Origin of the sequence: Amycolatopsis sp. DG1A-15b (assembly GCF_030285645.1) — a bacterium.
Classification (GTDB): Bacteria; Actinomycetota; Actinomycetes; order Mycobacteriales; family Pseudonocardiaceae; genus Amycolatopsis.
Window position 1 is genome coordinate 5050729 of sequence record NZ_CP127296.1, and the last position, 18892, is coordinate 5069620.

Consider the following 18892-nt stretch of genomic DNA (forward strand, 5'->3'; position numbering starts at 1 on the left):
GTACGCGGTCGGTGGTGGACCAGCTTATCCGGTCGCCCGCTCGGCCCGCGCGAGCGGCGGGGCCGCCCCGGGGCCTGGCAGGATGGGGCGGCGTGACCGGAAGATCGACCGAGCTGACCCGTCGTGCCGCCCTCCGCGCGGGGGCGCTGGCCGCACTGGCCGTTCCCCTCGCCGCCTGCGGACCCGGCTACGACGAGAGCCCCGACCCGCTGCAGCCGCTGCTGGCCGCCGCCCAGGCGGACGCCGACGCCGCGCGAGCGCTGGCCAAGGGCGCGGACGCCGACGTCGCGGGCCAGCTGGCCGACGCGCGCGCGGCCCACGCGGCCGCGCTGAAGTCCGAAGTGGACCGGCTGAACCGGCCCAAGCCGTCGCCGTCCGCGGCGCCACCGGCCCCCGCGGCGCTGGGCGGCCTGAAGGAGCGGCTGGCGGCCGCGCGCAAGCAGGCCGAAGACCTCGTCGGCGGGCTGCCGCGCTACCGCGCCGGGCTGGTCGCGGCGGTGGCGGCGGGCTGCGCGGCGCTGCAGCGCACCGCCCCCGCGCTGGGCCCGGGCGAGGACGCCCCGAAGGTGGGGACGGTCCCGGCCGGCGCGGTGCCCCCGGAGGCGGTGGACCCGCTGCAGGTGGCGCTGGCGGCCGAGCACGCGGCGATGTGGGTGTACGGGCTGGTCAGCGCGTTCCTGCCGGGCGAGTTCGGCGACGCGCAGAAGAGCGGCGCGGCGGAGCACGCCCTGCGCCGCGACTACCTGCAGACGACGCTCTCGGCGGCCGGGGCGACCCCGGTGGCGCCGGAGGCGGCGTACGTGCCGAAGACCCCGGTGACGGACGCGAAGTCGGCGTCCCAGGTGGTGGCGACCGCCGAAGCGGACTGCGCGTCGGCGTGGCTCGCGGTGATCGACCACACCGACGACGCCGGCCTGCGCACGACGGCGCTGCACGCCCTGGTGGCGGCTTCGCGGCGCGGCACACCTTGGCGGGCGGAGGCGGGCGAGAAGCCGGTGGCGATCGCCATGCCCGGCCAGAACGGCTGATCCTCCCGGTCCGGGCGCCCGGCAGCGGGCGCCCGGGTCAGGAGTGCAGGTCGGCCGACAGGCGGAGGGCGTCGTCGGCGATACTCTCGATCAGGTCCTTGTCCGTGTGCTTGGCGTAGAAGTCGGCCAGCACGATCGTCGTGTTCGTGCCCTCGACCTTCGACGCGTACGCCGCGTCCGTGCCGCTCACGCTCGGGGTGCCGGCGCCGGCGAACGTCTTGTCCTTCACCAGGTCCGTGACGTTGCCGGTCTCGTCCTGCTCGGTCAGCGCCTTGAGCGCCTTCGCCTTCGCCGAGTCCGGCATGCCGACCAGCGCCACGGACACCAGCGCCTTCGCCCCACCCGACTCCGTCGTGTACAGCGCCCGGACCAGCGACTGGCACGGCGTGTCCTGGAAGAAGACCTTCGTCTTGCCGTAGGACTTCTCGACGCAATCCGTCGTCTTCGCCGGCCCCGCGACCAGGGTGAACTTGAACTTCCCGGTGTTCTGCGCCGGCGGCTGCGCGACCGGCTGGTCCGGCGTCGAGTCGTGCCGGATCAGGAACCACAGCAGCCCGGAGACGACGGCGATCGCGACCAGCCCGGCTCCCCTGAGCAGCAGGGACCGGGTGTCGCGAGCCGGCGGCCCCGGCACGGGCGGCCGGGGCTGCGGGGGCACCGCGCCCAGCGGGGCCGTGTCGGACGGGCCTGGGGTGAAATGCGCACCAACCACGGGGTCATACGGTAGTTCACGCGCGTTCGCAGGTTCACTCGAATGCGGGTAAGACGCGTTCGACGTCGTCAAGGGTGTTGTAGAGGTGGAAGCCGACCCGCACCCGGCCGCCGCGGACGCTCGACACGATGCCCGCCTCGGCGACCCGGGCCGGGTCGCCGTCGAGCGCCACGATCGCGGACCCGCGCGGCGGCAGTCCCAGCTTCTCCAGCAGCGTGTCCGCGAGGCCGACGTTGTACGCCTGGACCTGGGCGAGGTCGAGGCCGGCGAAGTACTCCAGGGCCACCGCCGAGCCGACCTGGGCCAGCCAGACGGGCGAGAGGTCGAACGCGCGGGCGTCGCCGGCCAGGCGCAGCGGGAGGCCGTAGACCGTGGCCCACGGGTCCTCCCCCGCGTACCAGTTCGCCGCGACCGCGCGGGTGCGCTCCTGCGCGTCCGGCCGCACCGCGAGCCACGCGCTGCCGCGCGGCGAGCCGAGCCACTTGTAGCCCGCCCCGGCCACCCAGTCCGCCCAGGCGACGTCCAGCGGCAGCCAGCCGGCCGCCTGGGTCGCGTCGAGCAGCACCGCCGCCCCGGCGGCCTCGGCCGCGGCCCGCAACGCCGGCAGGTCCACGATCCGGCCGTCGGCGGACTGGACGACGCTCACCGCGACGACGTCGTGCCCCTCGACCCGCGCGGGCAGCTCGTCCAGGGGCACCTCGGTCACCGTGACGCCGGGATGCACCGCGAAGGGGAACGTCACGCTGGTGAAGTCGCCCTCGGCGGTGAGCACGCGGGTGCCGGCGGGCAGCGCCGCGGCGACGTTGGCGATGAGCTGCGAGACCGACGCGCCGCTCGCGACGCGCCCGGGTTCGACGCCGAGCAGCCGGGCGAACCCGGCCCGCGCCCGCGTGACGTACTGGTCGAACTCGCCCGGCCGGGTCGCCCCGGTCCGCCAGCGTTCCACCGACTCGGCCACGGCCTCGGCCACCGGCGCGGGCGGGATGCCCACGCTGGGTGTGTTGAGGTATCCGGACGGGACGGCGAAGTCGGTTCCGAAGGCACGCATGCCCCGAGCCAAGCAGATCGGCCCCGGCCGGTTCACCCGAATTTACGGCAGCAGCGCGGTGACGTCGGCGTAGGCCGGCGGGCTCAGCGGCAGGTCACGGCCGTCGCGCACGGCCAGCGCCGTTTCGGCCGCGGCGGCGAGGGCCATCCGGTACGGGAGCGAACCGAGGCTGACCCGCGCGACGCCCAGCTCCGCCAGCGCGGCCACGGTGCCCTTCCCGGGCTGGAACAGCAGGTTGAGCGGCAGGCCGACGCCGACGATGCGCTCGACGTCCGCCGGCTCGGCGAGACCGGGCACGAAGACGCCGTCCGCGCCCGCCGCCGCGTACGCCCGCACCCGCCGCTCGGCTTCGGCGATCGCGCGGTGGCCCGCCCAGTGCGTGTCGGTCCGGGCGTTGACGAACAGGCCGGGCACCCGCTCCTTGACCGCCGCGACCAGGGCGCACTGGACGTCGACCGGGGCCAGCGAGCCGTCGGCCCGGCCGTCTTCGAGGTTGACGCCGACGGCGCCCGCGTCGGCCAGCTCGGCCGCGAGATCGGCGACCGCGGCCGGGTCAGCGCTGAAGCCGTCGGCGATGTCGACACTGACGAGCGCGTCCAGCCGCGCCAGGCGGGTGGCGAGGGCGACGGTGGCGTCACGCGTCGACGGTGCCCCGTCCGGCTCCCCCACCGCCGCCGAGACGCCGAGGCTGGTCGTGCCCAGGGCGCGGAAGCCCTGCGCGGCGAGGAAGGCGCCGACGCCGAACTCCCACGCGTTGGGCAGCAGCAGCGGGGAGCCGGGGACGTGCAGGGCACGGAATTCGTCCATGCCCCGAACCTAGGCCCGCGTCGCTTCGGCGGGCACCGAAGCGAACTGCGCCAGCACCCCCGGGACGGCCTCGACCGCGAAGGCGAGCCCTTCGGCGGCGTCGGCGTCGCGGATCGCGTAGGCGCCGGTGCCCGCCGCGGTGGTCGCGGTGAACGTGGCCAGCCCGCGACGGCGCTGGAACACCGACTGCCGCACGGTCCAGCCGATCACCCCGTCCCGCGTCAGCGCGGCCGTGCTCCGCCGGACCGAACCCGCGCGCAGCACCAGGTAGCGGCCGCACGAGCCGTGCCCGAGGCCGCGGTAGGCGTCCAGGGCGAGCAGGACGGCCACCGGCAGCGCCACGACGGCGAGCGCCCCGCCGAGCACGAGCAGGACGTCGGTGAGCAGCGTGCCGAGCAGCAGCAGGACGAGCACCGGCGCCAGCACGGCCGCCGACGCCCGGCGCAGCCGCCGTCCGCGCGCCGCCACCGGGTGCGGCACCAGCGCGACCGCGTCGATGCGCTCGCCAAGGACCTTCGCCGCGACGTCGTGCGCCACCGCCCGCGGCGCCGCGGGCAAGAGCGTCTTGGACTCGGTCTTGTCGTCGTCGCGCTCCATGCCGGTGGCGATGGCGTCCACCCGGGCGGCACCGGCGAGCCGGGCCCCGAGCGGCTCGACCAGTTCGATACCGCGCAGGCGCCGTTCTTCGACGGTGGTCGATCGGGTGGTGAACAGCCCGCGGCGGACGCGCAGGGTCCCGCCGGGTTCGCGGTCCAGGCGGTAGTGCCACCACATCTCGGTGAACAGGCCCGCGGCACCGGTCACGCCGGCGACCACCGCCAGTGCCAGCAGGAGCAGGATGCTCGCCGTCAGCGGCAGGTCGCCGAAGAGGTCGAGCAGCCACTTCAGCAGCCCGCCGCCTGCCCCGAACCAGTCCGCGACCTTGAACAGGGTCCCGAACGCGGCCAGGCCGAGTGCCGGCGCGACGAAAGACACCGGTGCGTAACGGATCCAACGCGGATCGAGTGTCGCGAGTGGACCGTCCTCGGTGGCCTGATCCGGGAGCCGGTGCAGGAGCTCGGCGCGCAGGGCTTCGGCGTCCGCCCTGGCCAGTGGGGAGAGGGTGATCTTCTCCTGCTGCCCGGTGCCGATGGCCAGCGCGGCGACGCCGAACGCGCGGTGCAGCGGGCCGGCGGTCAGGTCGGCGCTGCGGATCCGTTCGCGGAGCAGGGATTTGCGGGTGTGGACGGCGAACCGGAACTCGATTTCGAGCCGCTCGGCCGTGCAGCGGAACCGGGTGTGCCGCCAGCGGACGTACTCGGCGAGCACGCCCGCGCCGACGAGGAGCGCGACGGCCGGGAGGAGCCAGAGCGATCGGGTGCCGATGGCGATCGGGGTGCCGGCGGAGACGGCGACGCCCACCATGAGGATCGCGGTGACGCCCAGGGTGCGCCGGTCGAGCCGGCGCCAGCCGCCCGGGTCGCGGTGGACGTGCGCCGGGCCGGCCGCGGCGGGGCTCATGTCGCGTCCCCCGGGATGGCGTCCGTGCGCTCGGTCAGCCGCTCCGCCACCTCGGCCGCGAGCTGTGCGTCGAGGCCGCGGAGCCGGACCGCGCCGCGGGCCGAGGCCGTCGTCACCGTGACCGTCGCCAGGCCGAACCGCTGTTGGAGCGGGCCGCGCAGCGTGTCGACCGTCTGGACGCGCGACAGCGGGGCCACCCGCCACTCCTGCCACAGGAACCCCGAGCGCACGTAGACGGCCGTTTCGGTCACCTCCCAGCGGTGCAGGCCGAACCACCACCGCGGCAGCACCGCGCACCAGGCCGCACCGAAGACGGCGACCACGGCGGCCGGGACCAGCAGCCAGAACGCGGCCGGCGGGAGCAGCAGGCCGAGGCCGCCGAGCACGAGCACGGCAGGCGCGAACGTCAGCGCTCCCTGGGTGCGCCACCAGGCGATCGCGCGGCGGTCGAGTGCGTGGCGCGGTGGCCGCAGCCGTAGTTCTCCGGTCTCCACCGGACACCCCCCGAGGTTGTTTTACAATGCGGTCGCATCGTAACGGCGGGGCCCCGGTTTTCGCAATGCGATCGCATGACAACGGGAGCGGGCGTGCCGAAACAGGTGGATCACGAGCAGCGCCGGGTGCAGATCGCCGAGGCGCTGCAGCGGCTGACGACCCGCGCCGGGCTGGAAGGCGTCAGCCTGCGCCAGGTCGCGGCCGAAGCGGGGATGTCCATGGGGTCGGTCCAGCACTACTTCAAGACGAAGGACGAAATGCTGCGGTACGCCCTCGAGCACCGCCACAAGCTCCGCAGCGAGCGGATCACCGCGAAGGTGCTGGCCGAGGGACCGCCGACCCCGCGATCGATCCTCCGCGCGTGCCTGGTGGAGATCCTGCCGCGCGACCCCGACAGCGAAGCCGACTTCCTGATCGGCGTCGCGTACTTCATCCGCGCCGTCGCGGACCCGGCGATGGCGAAGGCCTTCGGCGAGGGCATGCCGGAACTCCTGGCCTTCTTCGCCGGCCAGGTCCGCCAGGCCCAGGAGGCGGGCGAGGTCGCCGCGTCGGCCGACCCGGCGACCGAGGCCGCCCTGCTCTGGGCGATCGCGGACTCCCAGGGCTCGGAAATCCTGATGGGCCACCGCACCCCGGCCGAGGCGATCTCCACAGTGGACTACTACCTCGACCGCCTCTTCACCCCCTGACCGTGTCGTCCCGCCGATCACGCGTGCCGGCTCCTCAATCACGCGTGCCGACCCTCCGCGCACGATCGGCGCGTGCGGGAAGGGCCGGCACGCGTGATCCCGGGGTCGACACGCGTGATCAGGAGGTCGACACGACGTCAGCCACCGCCTCCGCCGCCGCCGGAGGCCGCGGAGATCGCGGCCGTGCGGGCCGCCTGGAGTTCGCGGATCACCTTGCGCAGGGCCGGGACCGCGGCGCCGGCCTGCTCCTCCAGCCGGGCGAGCCGCTCGCGGTGCCGGCGGCGCTCGCCGCGCGGGAGCACCGCGCCGAGCTCGGCCGCCGCGGCCAGCGACGTCAAGGCGGCGACCTCCGCGGGCGCCGGCGCATCGCTCCGCACGGCCGCGGCCACCTGGTCGTGCAGCGCGGCCGCGGCCGCCGCGTCGCGGACCTCGGGACGGCGGCGCGGGAACAGGCCCAGCACGCGGGACGTCCGCAGCGAAATCACGCCCGCCGCGTCGAGCTGGGCTTCCAGGGACTGCAGCGTCCCGCGGGCGCCGCGGCGCACCCAGGCGCGCCACTTCCGGTGCGGTTCGGCAGCCAGCTCGGCGAGCAGGTCGTCGAGCACCAGGTGACCGGTGGCCCCGGCGCCGGCGACCGCCGGGCGGCCGCCGTCGTCGGTGAGCCGGCCGCGCAGCACCAGGTCCGTCAGCGCCGCCGCGCGGACCAGCTGCGCCACGCGCTCCCGGTCCGGCAGCCGGTTGCGCCCGGTGTCGCACGCCAGCAGGTATGCCCGGGCGGGTAAGGACAGCTCGCTCATTTCACTTCCGTCCCTCGTCGTGTGTGCCCAGTCCACCGGTTCCGGGACCTCGGCGAAACCGGACGAGGAGGGTGTTCGCGGCGACGAACGTTGCGCACCCCGGCAGCCCGGTGCAACTTTGGTTGCGCATCCGGGGGCGGGGGCCCTGGCCTGCCGTTACCGTGGCCGGGTGAACCGCACCCGGCCGCCGATGTGGCCCAGCCGCGCCGACGCCTTCTGGCTGTTCCTGCCGGCGGTGGCGTTCGCCGGGCTCAACGTCTTCTACCAGTTCCTCGGCGAGCGGACGACCGGCGTGCTCGGCCCGGCGGCGGGGCTGGTGCTGCAGGTGGTCTGCGACCTCTCGCTGGTGCTGCTGTTCCGGTTCCCGGCGCTGGTGGCCGGGCTCGTCACGGTGGCGGCGTTCGCGATGCTCGCCTCCGACCTGTTCGCGCCCGGGCTGCTCGTGCCGGTGCACCCGATCGCGCTCACGACCGTGCCGACCATCACCCCGGTGCTGCTGGCCCAGGCGGTGCGGGTGCTGGACCGGCGGACCGTGCTGTGGCTGGCCGGGATCCTCGCGATCGTGGCCATGCGGCCGTGGGCGCCGAGCTGGGCCACCACGCCGTTCGGGCTGCTCAGCACCGCGCTGCCGGTCGCGATCACGCTCTACATCGAAGCCCGCAAGCAGCTGCTGCAGTCCCTGCGTGACCGGGCGGAACGCGCCGAACGCGAGCAGCACCTGCTCGCCGAGCAGGCGCGGGCGGCGGAGCGGCGACGGCTCGCGGGCGAGATGCACGACGTCGTCACGCACCGGCTCAGCCTGATGGTGCTGCACGCCGGCGCGCTCGGCGTGACGTCGGCCGACCCGGCGGCGCGGACGGCGGCCGAGGACATCCGCCGGGAAGGCGCGCTGGCGCTGGACGAGCTGCGCGACCTCGTCGGCGTCCTGCGCAACGGCGCCGAGACCGGGCCGCGGACGCTCAGCCCCGACCAGCCCGGCGATCCGGCCCGGCTGGTCGAGGAGTCCCGGTCGGTCGGGGTGGCGACGGACCTCGTGGTGGACGGCGATCCGGCGCAGGTGTCGCCCACCGTCGCGCGCACCGCGTACCGGCTCGTGCAGGAGGCGCTGACGAACGTGCGCAAGCACGCGCCGGGCGCGTCGGCGACGGTGTCCCTGCGCTACCACCCGGGCGGCCTGGACGTCTCGGTGGGGAACACGGCGGCGGCGCACCCGCCGGACCCGGCGCTGGCGGACAGCGGGTCCGGGGCCGGCCTGGCCGGGCTGCGGCAGCGCGTGGAACTGGTCGGCGGGCGTTTCGACGCGGGCCCGCGACCCGGCGGCGGGTTCCGGGTCGGTGCGATACTGCCCGCCTACGTCCCGACGGCGGAAGGCAAGCACTGTGATCCCGGTGCTCGTGGTCGATGACGAGCCGATGGTCTGCGCGCACCTGCGCACGATCCTGGGTTCGGCGGCCGACATCGAAGTGGTCGCCCAGGCCGCCGACGGCGCCGAAGCCGTCGAGGCCGTGGTCCGGCACCGGCCGCGCGTGGTGCTGATGGACCTGCGGATGCCGGGCGTGGACGGGCTGACGGCCATCGCGCGGATCACGGCGCTGCCGGACCCACCGGCGGTGGTCGCCCTGACGACGTTCGACGCGGACACCTACGTGATCCGGGCGCTGCGGGCGGGCGCGGCGGGCTTCCTGGTGAAGTCGACGCCCCCGGAGGACCTGATCGGCCTGGTCCGGGTGGCGGCGGACGGCCACACGGTGCTTTCGCCGTCGGCGGCGCGACGGCTGGTGGCACTGTCTTCGGACAGCCGGGAACGCGGCGAAGACGCCCGGCGGCGGACCGCGGGCCTGACCGAGCGGGAGCGGGACGTCCTGGCCTGCCTCGGTTCCGGACTGTCCAATGCGGACATCGCGGCGAGGCTGCACCTGGCCGAAGCGACGGTGAAGAGCTACGTCTCGCGGATGCTGGTCAAACTGGACTGCGCGAACCGGACCCAGGCGGGGTTGCTGGCCCACGAGGCGGGTTTGGTGGCCCGCTAACGAAACAGCAGCGGGGCGGCGTGCCAGATCGCCCACCCGTTGAGCAGGAACCACCCGCCGATCCACAGCGGCGACGGCAATTTGGTCTGCTTGGCCAGCAGGGCGGCGTCGTCGGTGTGGCCGCGGTACCCATTCCGGCGGCGGTTCGAGACGAGGATCTGCACGCCGCTGAGCTCACTGGTCAGCAGCAGCCAGGCTTCCGCGTAGGCGACGGCGGTGCGCAGCCAGCCCGGGGCATAGCGCAAGGCCGCGTACACGACCGCCCCCACCAGAACGATCATGATCAAGGTGCGCAGGTCCCGGGCGAGCAGCAGGAGGAACACCATCGCCACGAGGGTCAGCACGAGCACGGCCGAGACGCGCCCGCGGTGCAGCAGGGCGGCCGCACCCAGACCGGCCAGTGGCGGCATCGCGTAGCCTGCGGCGGAGACCAGGACACCGGCGAGGCCCACATTGCCGCGCGAGAACGTGACGCCGCCTTCGGCGTCCTCGATCTTGACGCGGCTGACCTCCCCGCCCATCAGCAGGCTCACCAGCGCGTGGCCGCCTTCGTGGAACAGGGTGGCCAGGACGTTGGCGTTGCGCAGGAGGCTCCGCCGGCCACTGGGCGGCGTGACGACCGAGGTCAGCGACACCGCGAAGGCGAACAACGCGGTGACGGCAACGACTCCCCAGCCCGGCGCGGGCACGGTCTCGTTGAGCACCGCGACAGTGTCCCCGCGGACGGGACGGCGGAACCCGGAACGCTACGGATTGTCCAGGAGCTGTCCAGCCGGGGTGACTACGCGGAGGCGGGCGTGTGCTCCGCGTCGTAGGCGTCCCGGGCCTCCTGGACCGAGGACATGTGCCGCCGGGCCCAGCGGTCCAGCACGTCCAGCGGCTCGGACAGGTCGCGCCCCAGTGATGTCAGTTCGTACTCGACCTTCGGCGGGATCGTCGGGTACGCCGTGCGGGTGAGGATGCCGTCGCGGACCAGGCTGCGCAGGGTCTGCGTCAGCACCTTCTGGGAGATCCCGTCCACCCGGCGGCCGATCTCGGTGAACCGCAGCGGGCCCCCGGAGAGCGCGCCGACGATCAGCACCGTCCACTGGTCGCCGATGCGGTCGAGCAGCTGGCGGGTCGGGCAGTTGCGGTCGTACGGATCGGGCCCCACGGCGTGCCTCCTCACTCTCCCGGGGAGAGTAACACGCTGATCAGGCGGTGGCCGCCAGTCCCGCGGCCACCCGCTTGATGAAGGAGCCGAGGAACCACCGGTAGAACCAGCCCGTGCCGGGAATCTTCGGCGTGAACGTCGAGTGCCAGTGGATGTCCGTGCCGCCGTCACGGGGCGAGAGGTCGACGTAGGCCACGTAGTCCCGCAACGGCAAGCCGTGCTCCAGCGCGTAGCCGAAGCGGCGGCCGGGCTCGAGCGCGACGATCCTTTCGTACGAGCGGACGCCGTTGGTCTTGAACAGCCGGACCGCGCCGAGGCCTTCCGGCTCGCCCTCGCCCGCGCGGACCAGCTCGAACGACCCCAGCGGCGACCACGCCGGCCAGCTCTTGCCGTCTCGCAGCAGGGCGTAGACGGCGTCGGCCGGAGCAGCCGTCCGGGTGTGGACCGAAATGCGTTGTACCATTTGGTACGTGTACCATCTGGTACATGATCGACGCAAGCCCGCGCGCCAAGCTGCTCGACGCGGCGATCGACCGGATCGCCCACCACGGCGGGGCCGACCGGAGCCTGCGGGCGCTGGCCGCGGACCTGGGCACCAGCCACCGCATGCTGATCTACCACTTCGGCTCGAAGGAAGGCCTGCTCACGGCGGTGGCGCGGGAGGTGGAGGCCCGGCAGCGCACCGCGCTCGCCGGCCTCGACCCGGCGGAGTTCTGGCGCCGGCTCACCGACGACGACCTGCGCGCCAACGAAAAGCTGTTCTTCCAGCTCTACGGCCGGGCACTCGGCGGCGCCCCGGGCACGGCGGAGTTCCTCGACGGCGTGATCGAGGACTGGCTCGGCCCCATCGAAGCCCGGCTCGCCCAGCTAGGCGTCCCGGAGGCCGACCGGCCCGCCCACGCCCGCCTCGGGCTCGCCGTGGCCCGTGGGCTGCTGCTCGACCTCGTCACGACCGGCGACCGCGCAGCCGTCGACGCCGCCATGGAGAAGTTCCTGGTGCGGTACGAAAAACCGTGATCCCCTGTTCCGATGCGACTGCTACTGGGGTTCTTGGCCGCACTGCTCACGACATCGGGGCTCACCCCCGCGGCTTCCGCATCGCCGCCGGAAAGCCGGCCGGTCTACTCCTACGCGGACGCGATCCGCGAGACGGCGTGGGTGGAGACCGGCACCGACCACGACCGCGACGGCAAGTCCGACCGCGTCGCCGCCGACGTCATCCGGCCCGGGGCGCGCGGGCGCGTCCCGGTGATCCTCGACGTCAGCCCGTACTACGCGTGCTGCGGCCGCGGCAACGAACAGCAGAAGAAGACGTACGCGCCGAACGGGACGCCGCAGCAGTTCCCGCTGTTCTACGACAACTACTTCGTCCCGCGCGGGTACGCCGTCGTGCTGGCCGACGTCGGCGGGACGAACCGGTCGTCCGGCTGCTTCGACGACGTGGGGTCCGGCAACGCGGTCGTGAACTGGCTCAACGGGCGCGCGAAGGCCTTCGACGCCCCCGAAGGCGGCCGTCCGGTGCGCGCGGACTGGGCCACCGGGGATGTCGGCGCGATCGGCAAGTCGCAGGACGGCGCGACCGCGATCGGGATGGCCGCTTCGGGCATCGCCGGGCTCAAGACGATCGTGCCGGTCGAAGGCGTCGCGGACAACTACGCCCAGCTCATCGGCAACGGCGCTCCCTTCGCCACGCCGGAGAACACCGGGTCGCCCTTCACCTACAACGAGCGTGCCGCCGAGCTGTGCAAGCCGTTCGAGGCGGACCTCAAGGCGCGTGCGGGCACGAGCGGTGACTACAACGCCTACTGGCAGAGCGTGAACTACGTCCCGCGCGCCGGGCAGGCGAGCGTGCTGATCGCGCAGGGCTTCGGGGACTGGGTCGTGACACCGAACCAGTTCGCCCGGTACTGGGACGCGCTGGGCCGGGCCGGCGTCCCGCGCAAGGCGTGGCTGAGCCAGGCCGGCCACACGGACCCCTTCGACCTGCAGCGGGCGCAGTGGGTCGAGACGCTGCACCGCTGGTTCGACCGCTGGCTGCTCGGCCTGCGCAACGGCGTCGAGCGCGAGCCCGCCGTGCACCTCGAAACCGCGCCGGACCGGTGGACCGACGTCCGGAGCTGGCCGCCCGCCACGCTCCCGCTGACGTGGCACCCGTCGAGCGACGGGACGCTGGGTCCGCGGGGGTCCGGTTCGGCGACCGTCGTCGACGACCCGGCCGTCACCCGGGAGGAGTGGACGACGCGGTTCACCGGTGCTCCCCTGATCTCGGCGGTGCGGATCGCCGGGTCGCCGTCGGTGACGATCACCGCGTCGTCCGACAAGACCGCCGCGCGGCTCGGCGTCGCGCTCGTCGACTACGGCCCGGCGCAGACGCGCAACACCGCGATGTACGGCAGCGGCGTCAAGAACCTCGCGACGCGCTCTTGCTGGGGCTACGGCACGGACGCCGACAGCGCGTGCTTCCTCGACACGGCGGCCGACGTCGTCTCCGCCGACCACCGGATCGTCGCCGCCGGCTGGGCCGACCTCGGGCACCACGCGTCGCTGCGGCACGGGGAACCGCTCGTCCCGGGCCGGGCGTACACCATGACGTTCAGCCTCACCGCGCTCGACCACGTCGTCCCGGCGGGTCACCGGCTCGGGCTGGTCCTCGGCGGCACCGACGGGCTGCTGTTCGACCCGGCGCTGCCGCGCCTCGGCGACACGGTGACGTTCGACCTCGCGCGGACGTCGGTCACCGTCGGCCTTACAAAGCCCGAACACTAGGCGGACGCCCTCCGAACACCGCCGCGCCAGAGTTCTCCTCGTACCCCGGAACGGACAGAGGGAGAGACGATGCGAGGAACCACCTGGACGCGGCTGGCGCTGGCGGGCGGTGCGAGCGCGGCCTGCCTGCTGGTGGCGGCGCCACTGGCGTCGGCCCAGACGACGTCGCCGGCCCCGGTCGCGCCGATCACGCTCAGCCCGCAGGAGTCGCAGCAGGTGTGCTCGGACTGGGTGCCGAAGCTGCAGAAGCGGGCCGACAACCTGAAGAAGCGGATCAACGGCGGCGCCGAGGTCAAGGGTTCGGTCGCCAACCTCAAGGCGCGGGCGGCCGACCAGCGGGCGGCGGGGCACACCGCCCGCGCCGACCAGCTGGACCAGCGCGCCACCAAGCGGCAGGGCCGCGTCGGCGAGCTGGACGCGGCGAAGCAGAAGCTGGACGCCTTCGCGGCCGCGCACTGCAAGCCGGCCAAGTGAGGGGCGCGAGGGTCGCGGCGGCGGTCGGGGCCGCCGCGGTCATCGCGCTCGGCTGCTCGGCGTGCCGCGACAACCTGATGGGCTCGCCCTCCGGGGACACGCCCGCGCCGACGTCTTCGGTGTCTTCGTCGTCGGAACTGGGCGGGATCGAGTCGACACTCAACGGCATCGAGTCGGACATGAACAGCGATGGCTCGCCCTGACCGGCTAGCGTCTCCCCTCTGAACACGGCGGAGACGGGAGCAGGCATGGGGTCACCGGGACGCGGCCTCGTCCTCGTGGTCGAGGACGAGGCCGCGATCGCCGAGCTGGCGGCGCTCTACCTCAAGCGCGACGGCTTCGGCGTGCACGTCGAGGCCGACGGCGGCCGGGCCCTGGACGCCGTCCGGCGTCTCAAGCCGGTGGCGATCGTGCTCGACATCGGACTGTCCGGAATGGACGGTATCGAGATCTGCAAGGCGTTGCGCGCGGCCGGGGACTGGACGCCGGTGCTGTTCGTCACCGCCCGCGACGACGAGCTCGACCGCCTGCTGGGCCTGGAGATCGGCGCGGACGACTACCTCACCAAGCCGTTCAGCCCGCGCGAGCTGGCGGCTCGGGTCCGCACGGTGCTGCGCCGGGCCTCCGGGACGACGCCGGCCGCGGAGACGTTCGCCGTGGGCGGCGCGCGCGTCGACGTGCTTTCCCGGCGGGCGTGGGCGGGCGACGTCGAAGTCGCCCTGACATCGACGGAGTTCGACCTCCTCACGCACCTGCTCCGGCACCCGGGGCAGGTGCTTTCGCGCGACCAGTTGCTGAGTGCCGTCTGGGGGTACGCCGCGGCGGCGGGGACGCGCACGGTGGACGTCCACGTGGCTCAGCTGCGGGCGAAACTCGGGGCGTCGAGTCCGATCCGGACGGTGCGGGGCATCGGTTACGCGGCGGATCCGGCGTGAAGTCCCGGGGGACGCTGGCCGGGCGGATCACGCTGGTGTGCCTGGCCGTCGCGGGCATCGCGGTGATCGTGGCGGCACTGGTCGCGTCCCGGTTGATCCGGACCACGGCCGACAACGTGCTGCAGTCGACGCTGGCCGCGCAGGCCGACGTCGTCGCGTCGCAATTGGACGAAACGGGCATCGGCAACCGGCTGGGCGTCGGCAAGGTGGCCGACGTGGTGCGCGGCCAGGGCATCTCGGTGGTGGTCCGCCGCGCGGGCGGGCAGGCGCTCGGCGACGCCGTCGCGGTCCAGGCCGCCGGGAAGCTCGGGCTGGCGGCGGACCACTCGGGGCGCGTCACGGTGGCGGGGTCGCAGTACCTGGTCGAGACGCGGGTGGTCGGCACGCGCGGGGCGGCGTTCGCGCTGGTCCTGCCCGCGCGGAACGCCCAGGCGACCCAACGGGCGCTGGTGCGCAACATCCTGCTGGCGCTCGGGATCGGGCTGCTGGTGGCCGCCGTTGCCGGGTTCGTCTCGGGCCGGCTGCTGGGCCGTCCGCTGCGCCGGGCCGCTCTCGCCGCGGGATCGCTGCGGGCGGGGCGTCGCGACGTGCGGGTGCCGGTGCAGGGACCACGTGAGGTGGCGGAGGTGGCCGGGTCGCTGAACTCGCTGGCCGACGCGCTGGCCGTCAGCGAGGCGCGGCAGCGGGAGTTCCTGCTGTCGGTGTCGCACGAGCTGCGGACGCCGCTGACCGCCGTGACGGGCTTCGCGGAGGCGATCGCGGACGGCGTCGCCACGGGCCCGGACGCCGTCCGGGCCGGGCAGACGATCCAGCGGGAGGCGGTGCGGCTCGAGCGGCTGGTCACCGACCTGCTGGAGCTGGCCCGCCTGGGCGCGGACGAGTTCCGGCTGGACATCGCGGTGCTGGACCTGGCGTCGCTGGTCCGCGACTGCGCGGAGGTGTGGCAGCTGCGGTGCGGCCGGGAGGACGTCCGGCTGTCGGTTGCGGCGCCGCCGTCTCCGGTCCCGGTGCTGGCGGACGCGCGGCGGTTGCGCCAGGTGGTCGACGGGCTGGCGGAGAACGCCCTGCGCGTCACGCCCTCGGGGGCGCCGATGGTGTTCTCGCTGTCGGTGTCCGATTCGTCGGCTTCGCTGGAGGTCCGCGACGGCGGCCCGGGCCTGGCGCCGGAGGACTACCCGGTGGCGTTCGAGCGAGGAGTCTTGAGCGCCCGTTACCGCGACCGCCGTCCGGTCGGCTCCGGCATCGGCCTGGCCCTGGTCCACGCCCTGGTCACCCGCATGGGCGGAACGTTGACGGCGGGCCCGGCCCCCGAAGGCGGCGCGGCGTTCACCCTCACCTTCCCCCTCACTCCCACCACGGACCCGCTCCCCCACCCCTGACCGTGTCGACCCTTCAATCACGAGTGATGACCCTTTGATCACGCGAGTCGTCCTCCGGGTACGCGGGACTCGCGTGATTGGAGGGTCGGCTCGCGTGATTGAGCGGACGACGCGTGTGATTGGGGGACGACACGGGTGGGTCGTAGGGTCGGGGGATGGAGATGCTGCACCTGCGCTACTTCGTCGCGGTTGCCGAGGAGCTGAACTTTTCCGCGGCCGCGCGGAAGCTGCACATGGCCGCCTCGCCGCTCAGCCAGCGGATCAAGGACCTCGAACACGAGCTCGGGCAGCAGCTGTTCGACCGCAGCACCCACCACGTCACCCTCACCGACGCCGGGGCCGCGTTGCTGCCGCTCGCGCGGGACGTTCTCGAGCAGGTCAGCGCCATTCCGTGGAAGCTCAAGGAAGCCACCGAGCCGCAGCGCAGCACCGTCTTCCTCGGCATGCCCGCCGGGGTGCACCCCGACCTGCGGGACCGCGTCAACGCACTGGCCGAGCGCGTCCGGGAGCACTACGAGCTCAAGCGCTGGCCCGGCACCACCGCCGACCTCGTGCAGGGCGTGCACGACGGGAAGCTGGCCCTCACCCTCGCGCGGCTGCCGGTCACCGATCCCGCGCTGGAACAGCTGGCCGTGATGACCGAACGGCTCGGCGCCGTCGTCCCCGCCGACCTGTTCGCCGGCCGGGACTCGGTCAGCCTGGCCGAGCTCGCCGAATTCCCGTACGTCGCCTCACCAGGGGAAATCGTCCCCGCCTATTTCGACCAGCTCGACCACCAATTGAACGAACTGGGCGTCAAGAAACGCATCCGACTGACCAACACCGGTTACGGCGGAACGTCGGAAATCATCTCCAGCGGCGAAGCCTTTTCCATTTCCATGCTCGACGCCAGGAGCCCGATGCACGGCTACCGGCTCGACAACGTCATCGTGCTGCCCTTCACGGATTTCCGCCCCCAGCTGGACACCGGCCTGCTCTGGCGGCGCGATCGCACCGACGGCGACCTGCGTGAACTCGTCGACGCCGCGCAAGAGATCTTCGCCGAGCCGCTCAGCAGCTAGAAGAATGGCATGACCACCAGAGTCATACCATTGTTCGTATCATGATCATTCCCTTTCACGCCGGACGCGCCTACGTTCGTAAGTAGAGCGAAACCCCAGGCGCGAAAGGACGAAAAGATGACGACCGGACCTCTGGACGGCGTGCGCGTGATCGACCTCTCGACCGTGGTCATGGGCCCGTACGCGGCGCAGATCCTCGGCGACCTCGGCGCCGACGTGATCAAGATCGAGTCGCCCGCGGACACCGTGCGGGTCGGCGAGTACCGCACCACGCCGGGCATGACGGCGCTGAACCTCAACGTCAACCGCAACAAGCGCAGCGTGGCCCTCAACCTCAAGGACGAGACCGAGCGCGAGCAGGCCCTCAAGCTGATCGACACGGCCGACGTGCTGATCACCAACATGCGCCCCGGCGCGCTGGCCCGCCTCGGCCTGAACTACGCCGACGTCGCCGCGCGCAACCCACGCCTGGTCTACGCCCACGCGCAGGGCTTCCGCAGCGACTCCGACCGCGCCGGGAACGCCGCCTACGACGAGACCGTGCAGGCCTCCTCCGGCCTGGTCGACGTGGCCAACCGCGCGCTCGGCGAGCCGGTCTACCTGCCGACGATCATCGGTGACAAGGTCTCGTCGCTGACCATCACCTACAGCGTGCTCGCCGCGCTGGTGCACCGCGACAAGACCGGCCAGGGCCAGCAGATCGAGATCCCGATGACCGACACGCTGATCGCGTTCAACCTCGTCGAACACCTCGCCGGGCACACCTACGAGCCGGCCGAAGGCCCCACCGGGTTCGCGCTGTCGATGACGAAGGGCCACGCCGCGGTTCGCACGAAGGACGGCCTCGCCTGCGTCATCCCCTACAACCCGCAGAACTTCCGCGACTTCTTCGCCGCGGCCGGGCGCCCCGACCTCGCCGCCGACCCACGCGTGAACGGCGACGCCGTCAACCGCGCCGACAACGAGTGGCTGAGCGAGCAGATCGCCGTCTGCGCGCCGGCGCTGACCACCGAGGAGTGGGCCGAGGTGTGCGCCAAGCACAGCATCCCGATGGCCCCGGTGCTGGAGCTGGACAGCGCCCACGAAGACCCGTACGTCCGCGACGGCCACCTGCTCGACACCGTCGAGCACCCGAGCGAGGGCACCATCCGCACGGTCGGCATCCCGGTGAAGTTCTCCGCGACGCCCGGCTCGATCCGCCGCCTGGCCCCGCTGGCCGGCCAGGACACCGCCGAAGTCCTCGCGGAACTCTGAAAGAAGCAAGAGTCATGAGTGAAGTACGCACCGAACGGATCGGCAGCACCCTGCTGATCACGATCGACCGGCCTCAAGCGCGCAACGCGGTCAACGCCGCCGTCGCGACCCAGCTGGCCGCCGCCCTCGACGAACTCGAGAGCGACCCCACGCTCCGGGCGGGCGTCCTGACCGGCGCCGAGGACACCTTCAGCGCCGGCATGGACCTCAAGGCCGCGCTGAAGGGCGAGTCGCCGGAGATCCCCGGCCGCGGGTTCGGCGGCCTGACCGAAGCCGAGCTGACCAAGCCGCTGATCGCCGCCGTCGAAGGGTTCGCCATGGGCGGCGGGTTCGAACTGGCCCTGGGCTGCGACCTGATCGTCGCCGCGGAAAACGCCAAGTTCGGCCTTCCGGAAGTCAAGCGCGGCCTGATCGCCGCGGGCGGCGGCGTGATCCGGCTGCCGAAGCGGATCCCGCACCACCTCGCGATGGAGTTCCTGCTCACCGGCGAGCCCGTCACCGGCCGCCGCGCCGGCGAGCTCGGCCTGGTCAACCGCGTGACCGCGGACGGCGACGCCGCCGCGGTCGCCGTCGGACTCGCCGAGAAGCTGGCGGAGAACGCACCCCTCGCGCTTGCCGCCGTCAAGAAGATCGTGCGCGGCTCGGAAGCCGAGGCGTTCGCCGTGCAGCGCGAAGAAACCGAGAAGCTGATGCAGTCCGCCGACGTCCGCGAGGGCATGACCGCCTTCGCCGAGCGCCGCGCTCCGAAGTGGACAGGCGAATAA

22 protein-coding genes are annotated in these 18892 nt (G+C 73.4%); 13 read left to right on the forward strand and 9 right to left on the reverse strand.

The annotated features are described in order from the left end of the window. Positions 1-92 precede the first annotated feature (92 nt). Positions 93-1028 carry a ferritin-like domain-containing protein gene (locus QRY02_RS22885; RefSeq protein ID WP_285993563.1) on the forward strand — a complete coding sequence of 312 codons (936 nt, stop codon included), beginning with the start codon at positions 93-95 and terminating at the stop codon, positions 1026-1028. 37 nt (positions 1029-1065) lie between these two features. On the opposite strand, the gene QRY02_RS22890 is transcribed toward QRY02_RS22885, so the two are convergent. The 5 genes from QRY02_RS22890 to QRY02_RS22910 form a co-directional block, all read right to left on the reverse strand. After that, entirely contained in the window at positions 1066-1662 is a 597-nt protein-coding gene (locus QRY02_RS22890; protein ID WP_285993901.1) for a hypothetical protein, read from the reverse strand. Between the two features lie 112 nt (positions 1663-1774). Then, the gene (locus QRY02_RS22895; RefSeq protein WP_285993564.1) at positions 1775-2788 is read right to left on the reverse strand and encodes an aminotransferase class V-fold PLP-dependent enzyme; all 1014 of its coding nucleotides are present in this window, start codon (positions 2786-2788) and stop codon (positions 1775-1777) included. A gap of 42 nt (positions 2789-2830) precedes the next feature. Further along, a complete protein-coding gene (locus tag QRY02_RS22900; protein ID WP_285993565.1) occupies positions 2831-3595 on the reverse strand; it encodes an isocitrate lyase/PEP mutase family protein in 765 nt (254 codons plus the stop codon). 9 nt (positions 3596-3604) lie between these two features. Beyond that, on the reverse strand, positions 3605-5095 hold the full coding sequence (locus QRY02_RS22905; RefSeq protein WP_285993566.1) for a PH domain-containing protein: 1491 nt from the start codon (positions 5093-5095) through the stop codon (positions 3605-3607). After that, positions 5092-5589, reverse strand: coding sequence for a PH domain-containing protein (locus tag QRY02_RS22910; protein WP_285993567.1), 498 nt, complete (start codon positions 5587-5589; stop codon positions 5092-5094). The genes QRY02_RS22905 and QRY02_RS22910 overlap by 4 nt, the downstream gene beginning before the upstream one ends. 93 nt (positions 5590-5682) lie before the next feature. On the opposite strand from QRY02_RS22910, the gene QRY02_RS22915 reads away from it, so the two are divergent. Next, a complete protein-coding gene (locus QRY02_RS22915) occupies positions 5683-6279 on the forward strand; it encodes a TetR/AcrR family transcriptional regulator (protein WP_285993568.1) in 597 nt (198 codons plus the stop codon). A gap of 137 nt (positions 6280-6416) precedes the next feature. On the opposite strand, the gene QRY02_RS22920 is transcribed toward QRY02_RS22915, so the two are convergent. Then, on the reverse strand, positions 6417-7076 hold the full coding sequence (locus QRY02_RS22920) for a GOLPH3/VPS74 family protein (protein WP_285993569.1): 660 nt from the start codon (positions 7074-7076) through the stop codon (positions 6417-6419). A gap of 190 nt (positions 7077-7266) precedes the next feature. Here QRY02_RS22920 and QRY02_RS22925 point away from each other — a divergent pair, with 190 nt between their 5' ends. Both QRY02_RS22925 and QRY02_RS22930 read left to right on the forward strand, forming a co-directional pair. Then, positions 7267-8481: a sensor histidine kinase gene (locus QRY02_RS22925; protein WP_502874269.1), complete on the forward strand. Its 1215-nt coding sequence runs from the start codon at positions 7267-7269 to the stop codon at positions 8479-8481. Then, positions 8456-9106, forward strand: coding sequence for a response regulator (locus tag QRY02_RS22930; RefSeq protein ID WP_086844009.1), 651 nt, complete (start codon positions 8456-8458; stop codon positions 9104-9106). The genes QRY02_RS22925 and QRY02_RS22930 overlap by 26 nt, the downstream gene beginning before the upstream one ends. Here QRY02_RS22930 and QRY02_RS22935 read toward each other — a convergent pair. The 3 genes from QRY02_RS22935 to QRY02_RS22945 all read right to left on the reverse strand — a co-directional run bounded on the left by QRY02_RS22935 (position 9103) and on the right by QRY02_RS22945 (position 10722). After that, positions 9103-9810 carry a M50 family metallopeptidase gene (locus QRY02_RS22935; protein WP_285993571.1) on the reverse strand — a complete coding sequence of 236 codons (708 nt, stop codon included), beginning with the start codon at positions 9808-9810 and terminating at the stop codon, positions 9103-9105. The genes QRY02_RS22930 and QRY02_RS22935 overlap by 4 nt on opposite strands. A gap of 77 nt (positions 9811-9887) precedes the next feature. After that, a complete protein-coding gene (locus tag QRY02_RS22940) occupies positions 9888-10259 on the reverse strand; it encodes a winged helix-turn-helix transcriptional regulator (protein ID WP_285993572.1) in 372 nt (123 codons plus the stop codon). Between the two features lie 40 nt (positions 10260-10299). Beyond that, on the reverse strand, positions 10300-10722 hold the full coding sequence (locus QRY02_RS22945) for an SRPBCC family protein (RefSeq protein ID WP_285993573.1): 423 nt from the start codon (positions 10720-10722) through the stop codon (positions 10300-10302). A gap of 23 nt (positions 10723-10745) precedes the next feature. Between QRY02_RS22945 and QRY02_RS22950 the strand changes: the two genes are divergently transcribed. The 9 genes from QRY02_RS22950 to QRY02_RS22990 all read left to right on the forward strand — a co-directional run bounded on the left by QRY02_RS22950 (position 10746) and on the right by QRY02_RS22990 (position 18892). Next, entirely contained in the window at positions 10746-11276 is a 531-nt protein-coding gene (locus QRY02_RS22950; RefSeq protein WP_285993574.1) for a TetR/AcrR family transcriptional regulator, read from the forward strand. Between the two features lie 12 nt (positions 11277-11288). Next, positions 11289-13025, forward strand: a complete 1737-nt coding sequence (locus QRY02_RS22955) for a CocE/NonD family hydrolase (protein WP_285993575.1) — start codon at positions 11289-11291, stop codon at positions 13023-13025. A gap of 69 nt (positions 13026-13094) precedes the next feature. Then, positions 13095-13499, forward strand: coding sequence for a hypothetical protein (locus tag QRY02_RS22960; RefSeq protein WP_285993576.1), 405 nt, complete (start codon positions 13095-13097; stop codon positions 13497-13499). After that, positions 13496-13702, forward strand: a complete 207-nt coding sequence (locus QRY02_RS22965) for a hypothetical protein (protein WP_285993577.1) — start codon at positions 13496-13498, stop codon at positions 13700-13702. The genes QRY02_RS22960 and QRY02_RS22965 overlap by 4 nt, the downstream gene beginning before the upstream one ends. Positions 13703-13747: 45 nt before the next feature. Next, on the forward strand, positions 13748-14434 hold the full coding sequence (locus tag QRY02_RS22970; RefSeq protein ID WP_285993578.1) for a response regulator transcription factor: 687 nt from the start codon (positions 13748-13750) through the stop codon (positions 14432-14434). Continuing rightward, on the forward strand, positions 14431-15813 hold the full coding sequence (locus QRY02_RS22975; RefSeq protein WP_285993579.1) for a sensor histidine kinase: 1383 nt from the start codon (positions 14431-14433) through the stop codon (positions 15811-15813). The genes QRY02_RS22970 and QRY02_RS22975 overlap by 4 nt, the downstream gene beginning before the upstream one ends. Before the next feature lie 155 nt (positions 15814-15968). Beyond that, entirely contained in the window at positions 15969-16874 is a 906-nt protein-coding gene (locus QRY02_RS22980; RefSeq protein ID WP_285993580.1) for a LysR family transcriptional regulator, read from the forward strand. Positions 16875-16991: 117 nt separating this feature from the next. After that, positions 16992-18128, forward strand: a complete 1137-nt coding sequence (locus QRY02_RS22985) for a CaiB/BaiF CoA transferase family protein (RefSeq protein ID WP_285993581.1) — start codon at positions 16992-16994, stop codon at positions 18126-18128. A gap of 14 nt (positions 18129-18142) precedes the next feature. Then, the gene (locus tag QRY02_RS22990) at positions 18143-18892 is read left to right on the forward strand and encodes a crotonase/enoyl-CoA hydratase family protein (RefSeq protein ID WP_285993582.1); all 750 of its coding nucleotides are present in this window, start codon (positions 18143-18145) and stop codon (positions 18890-18892) included.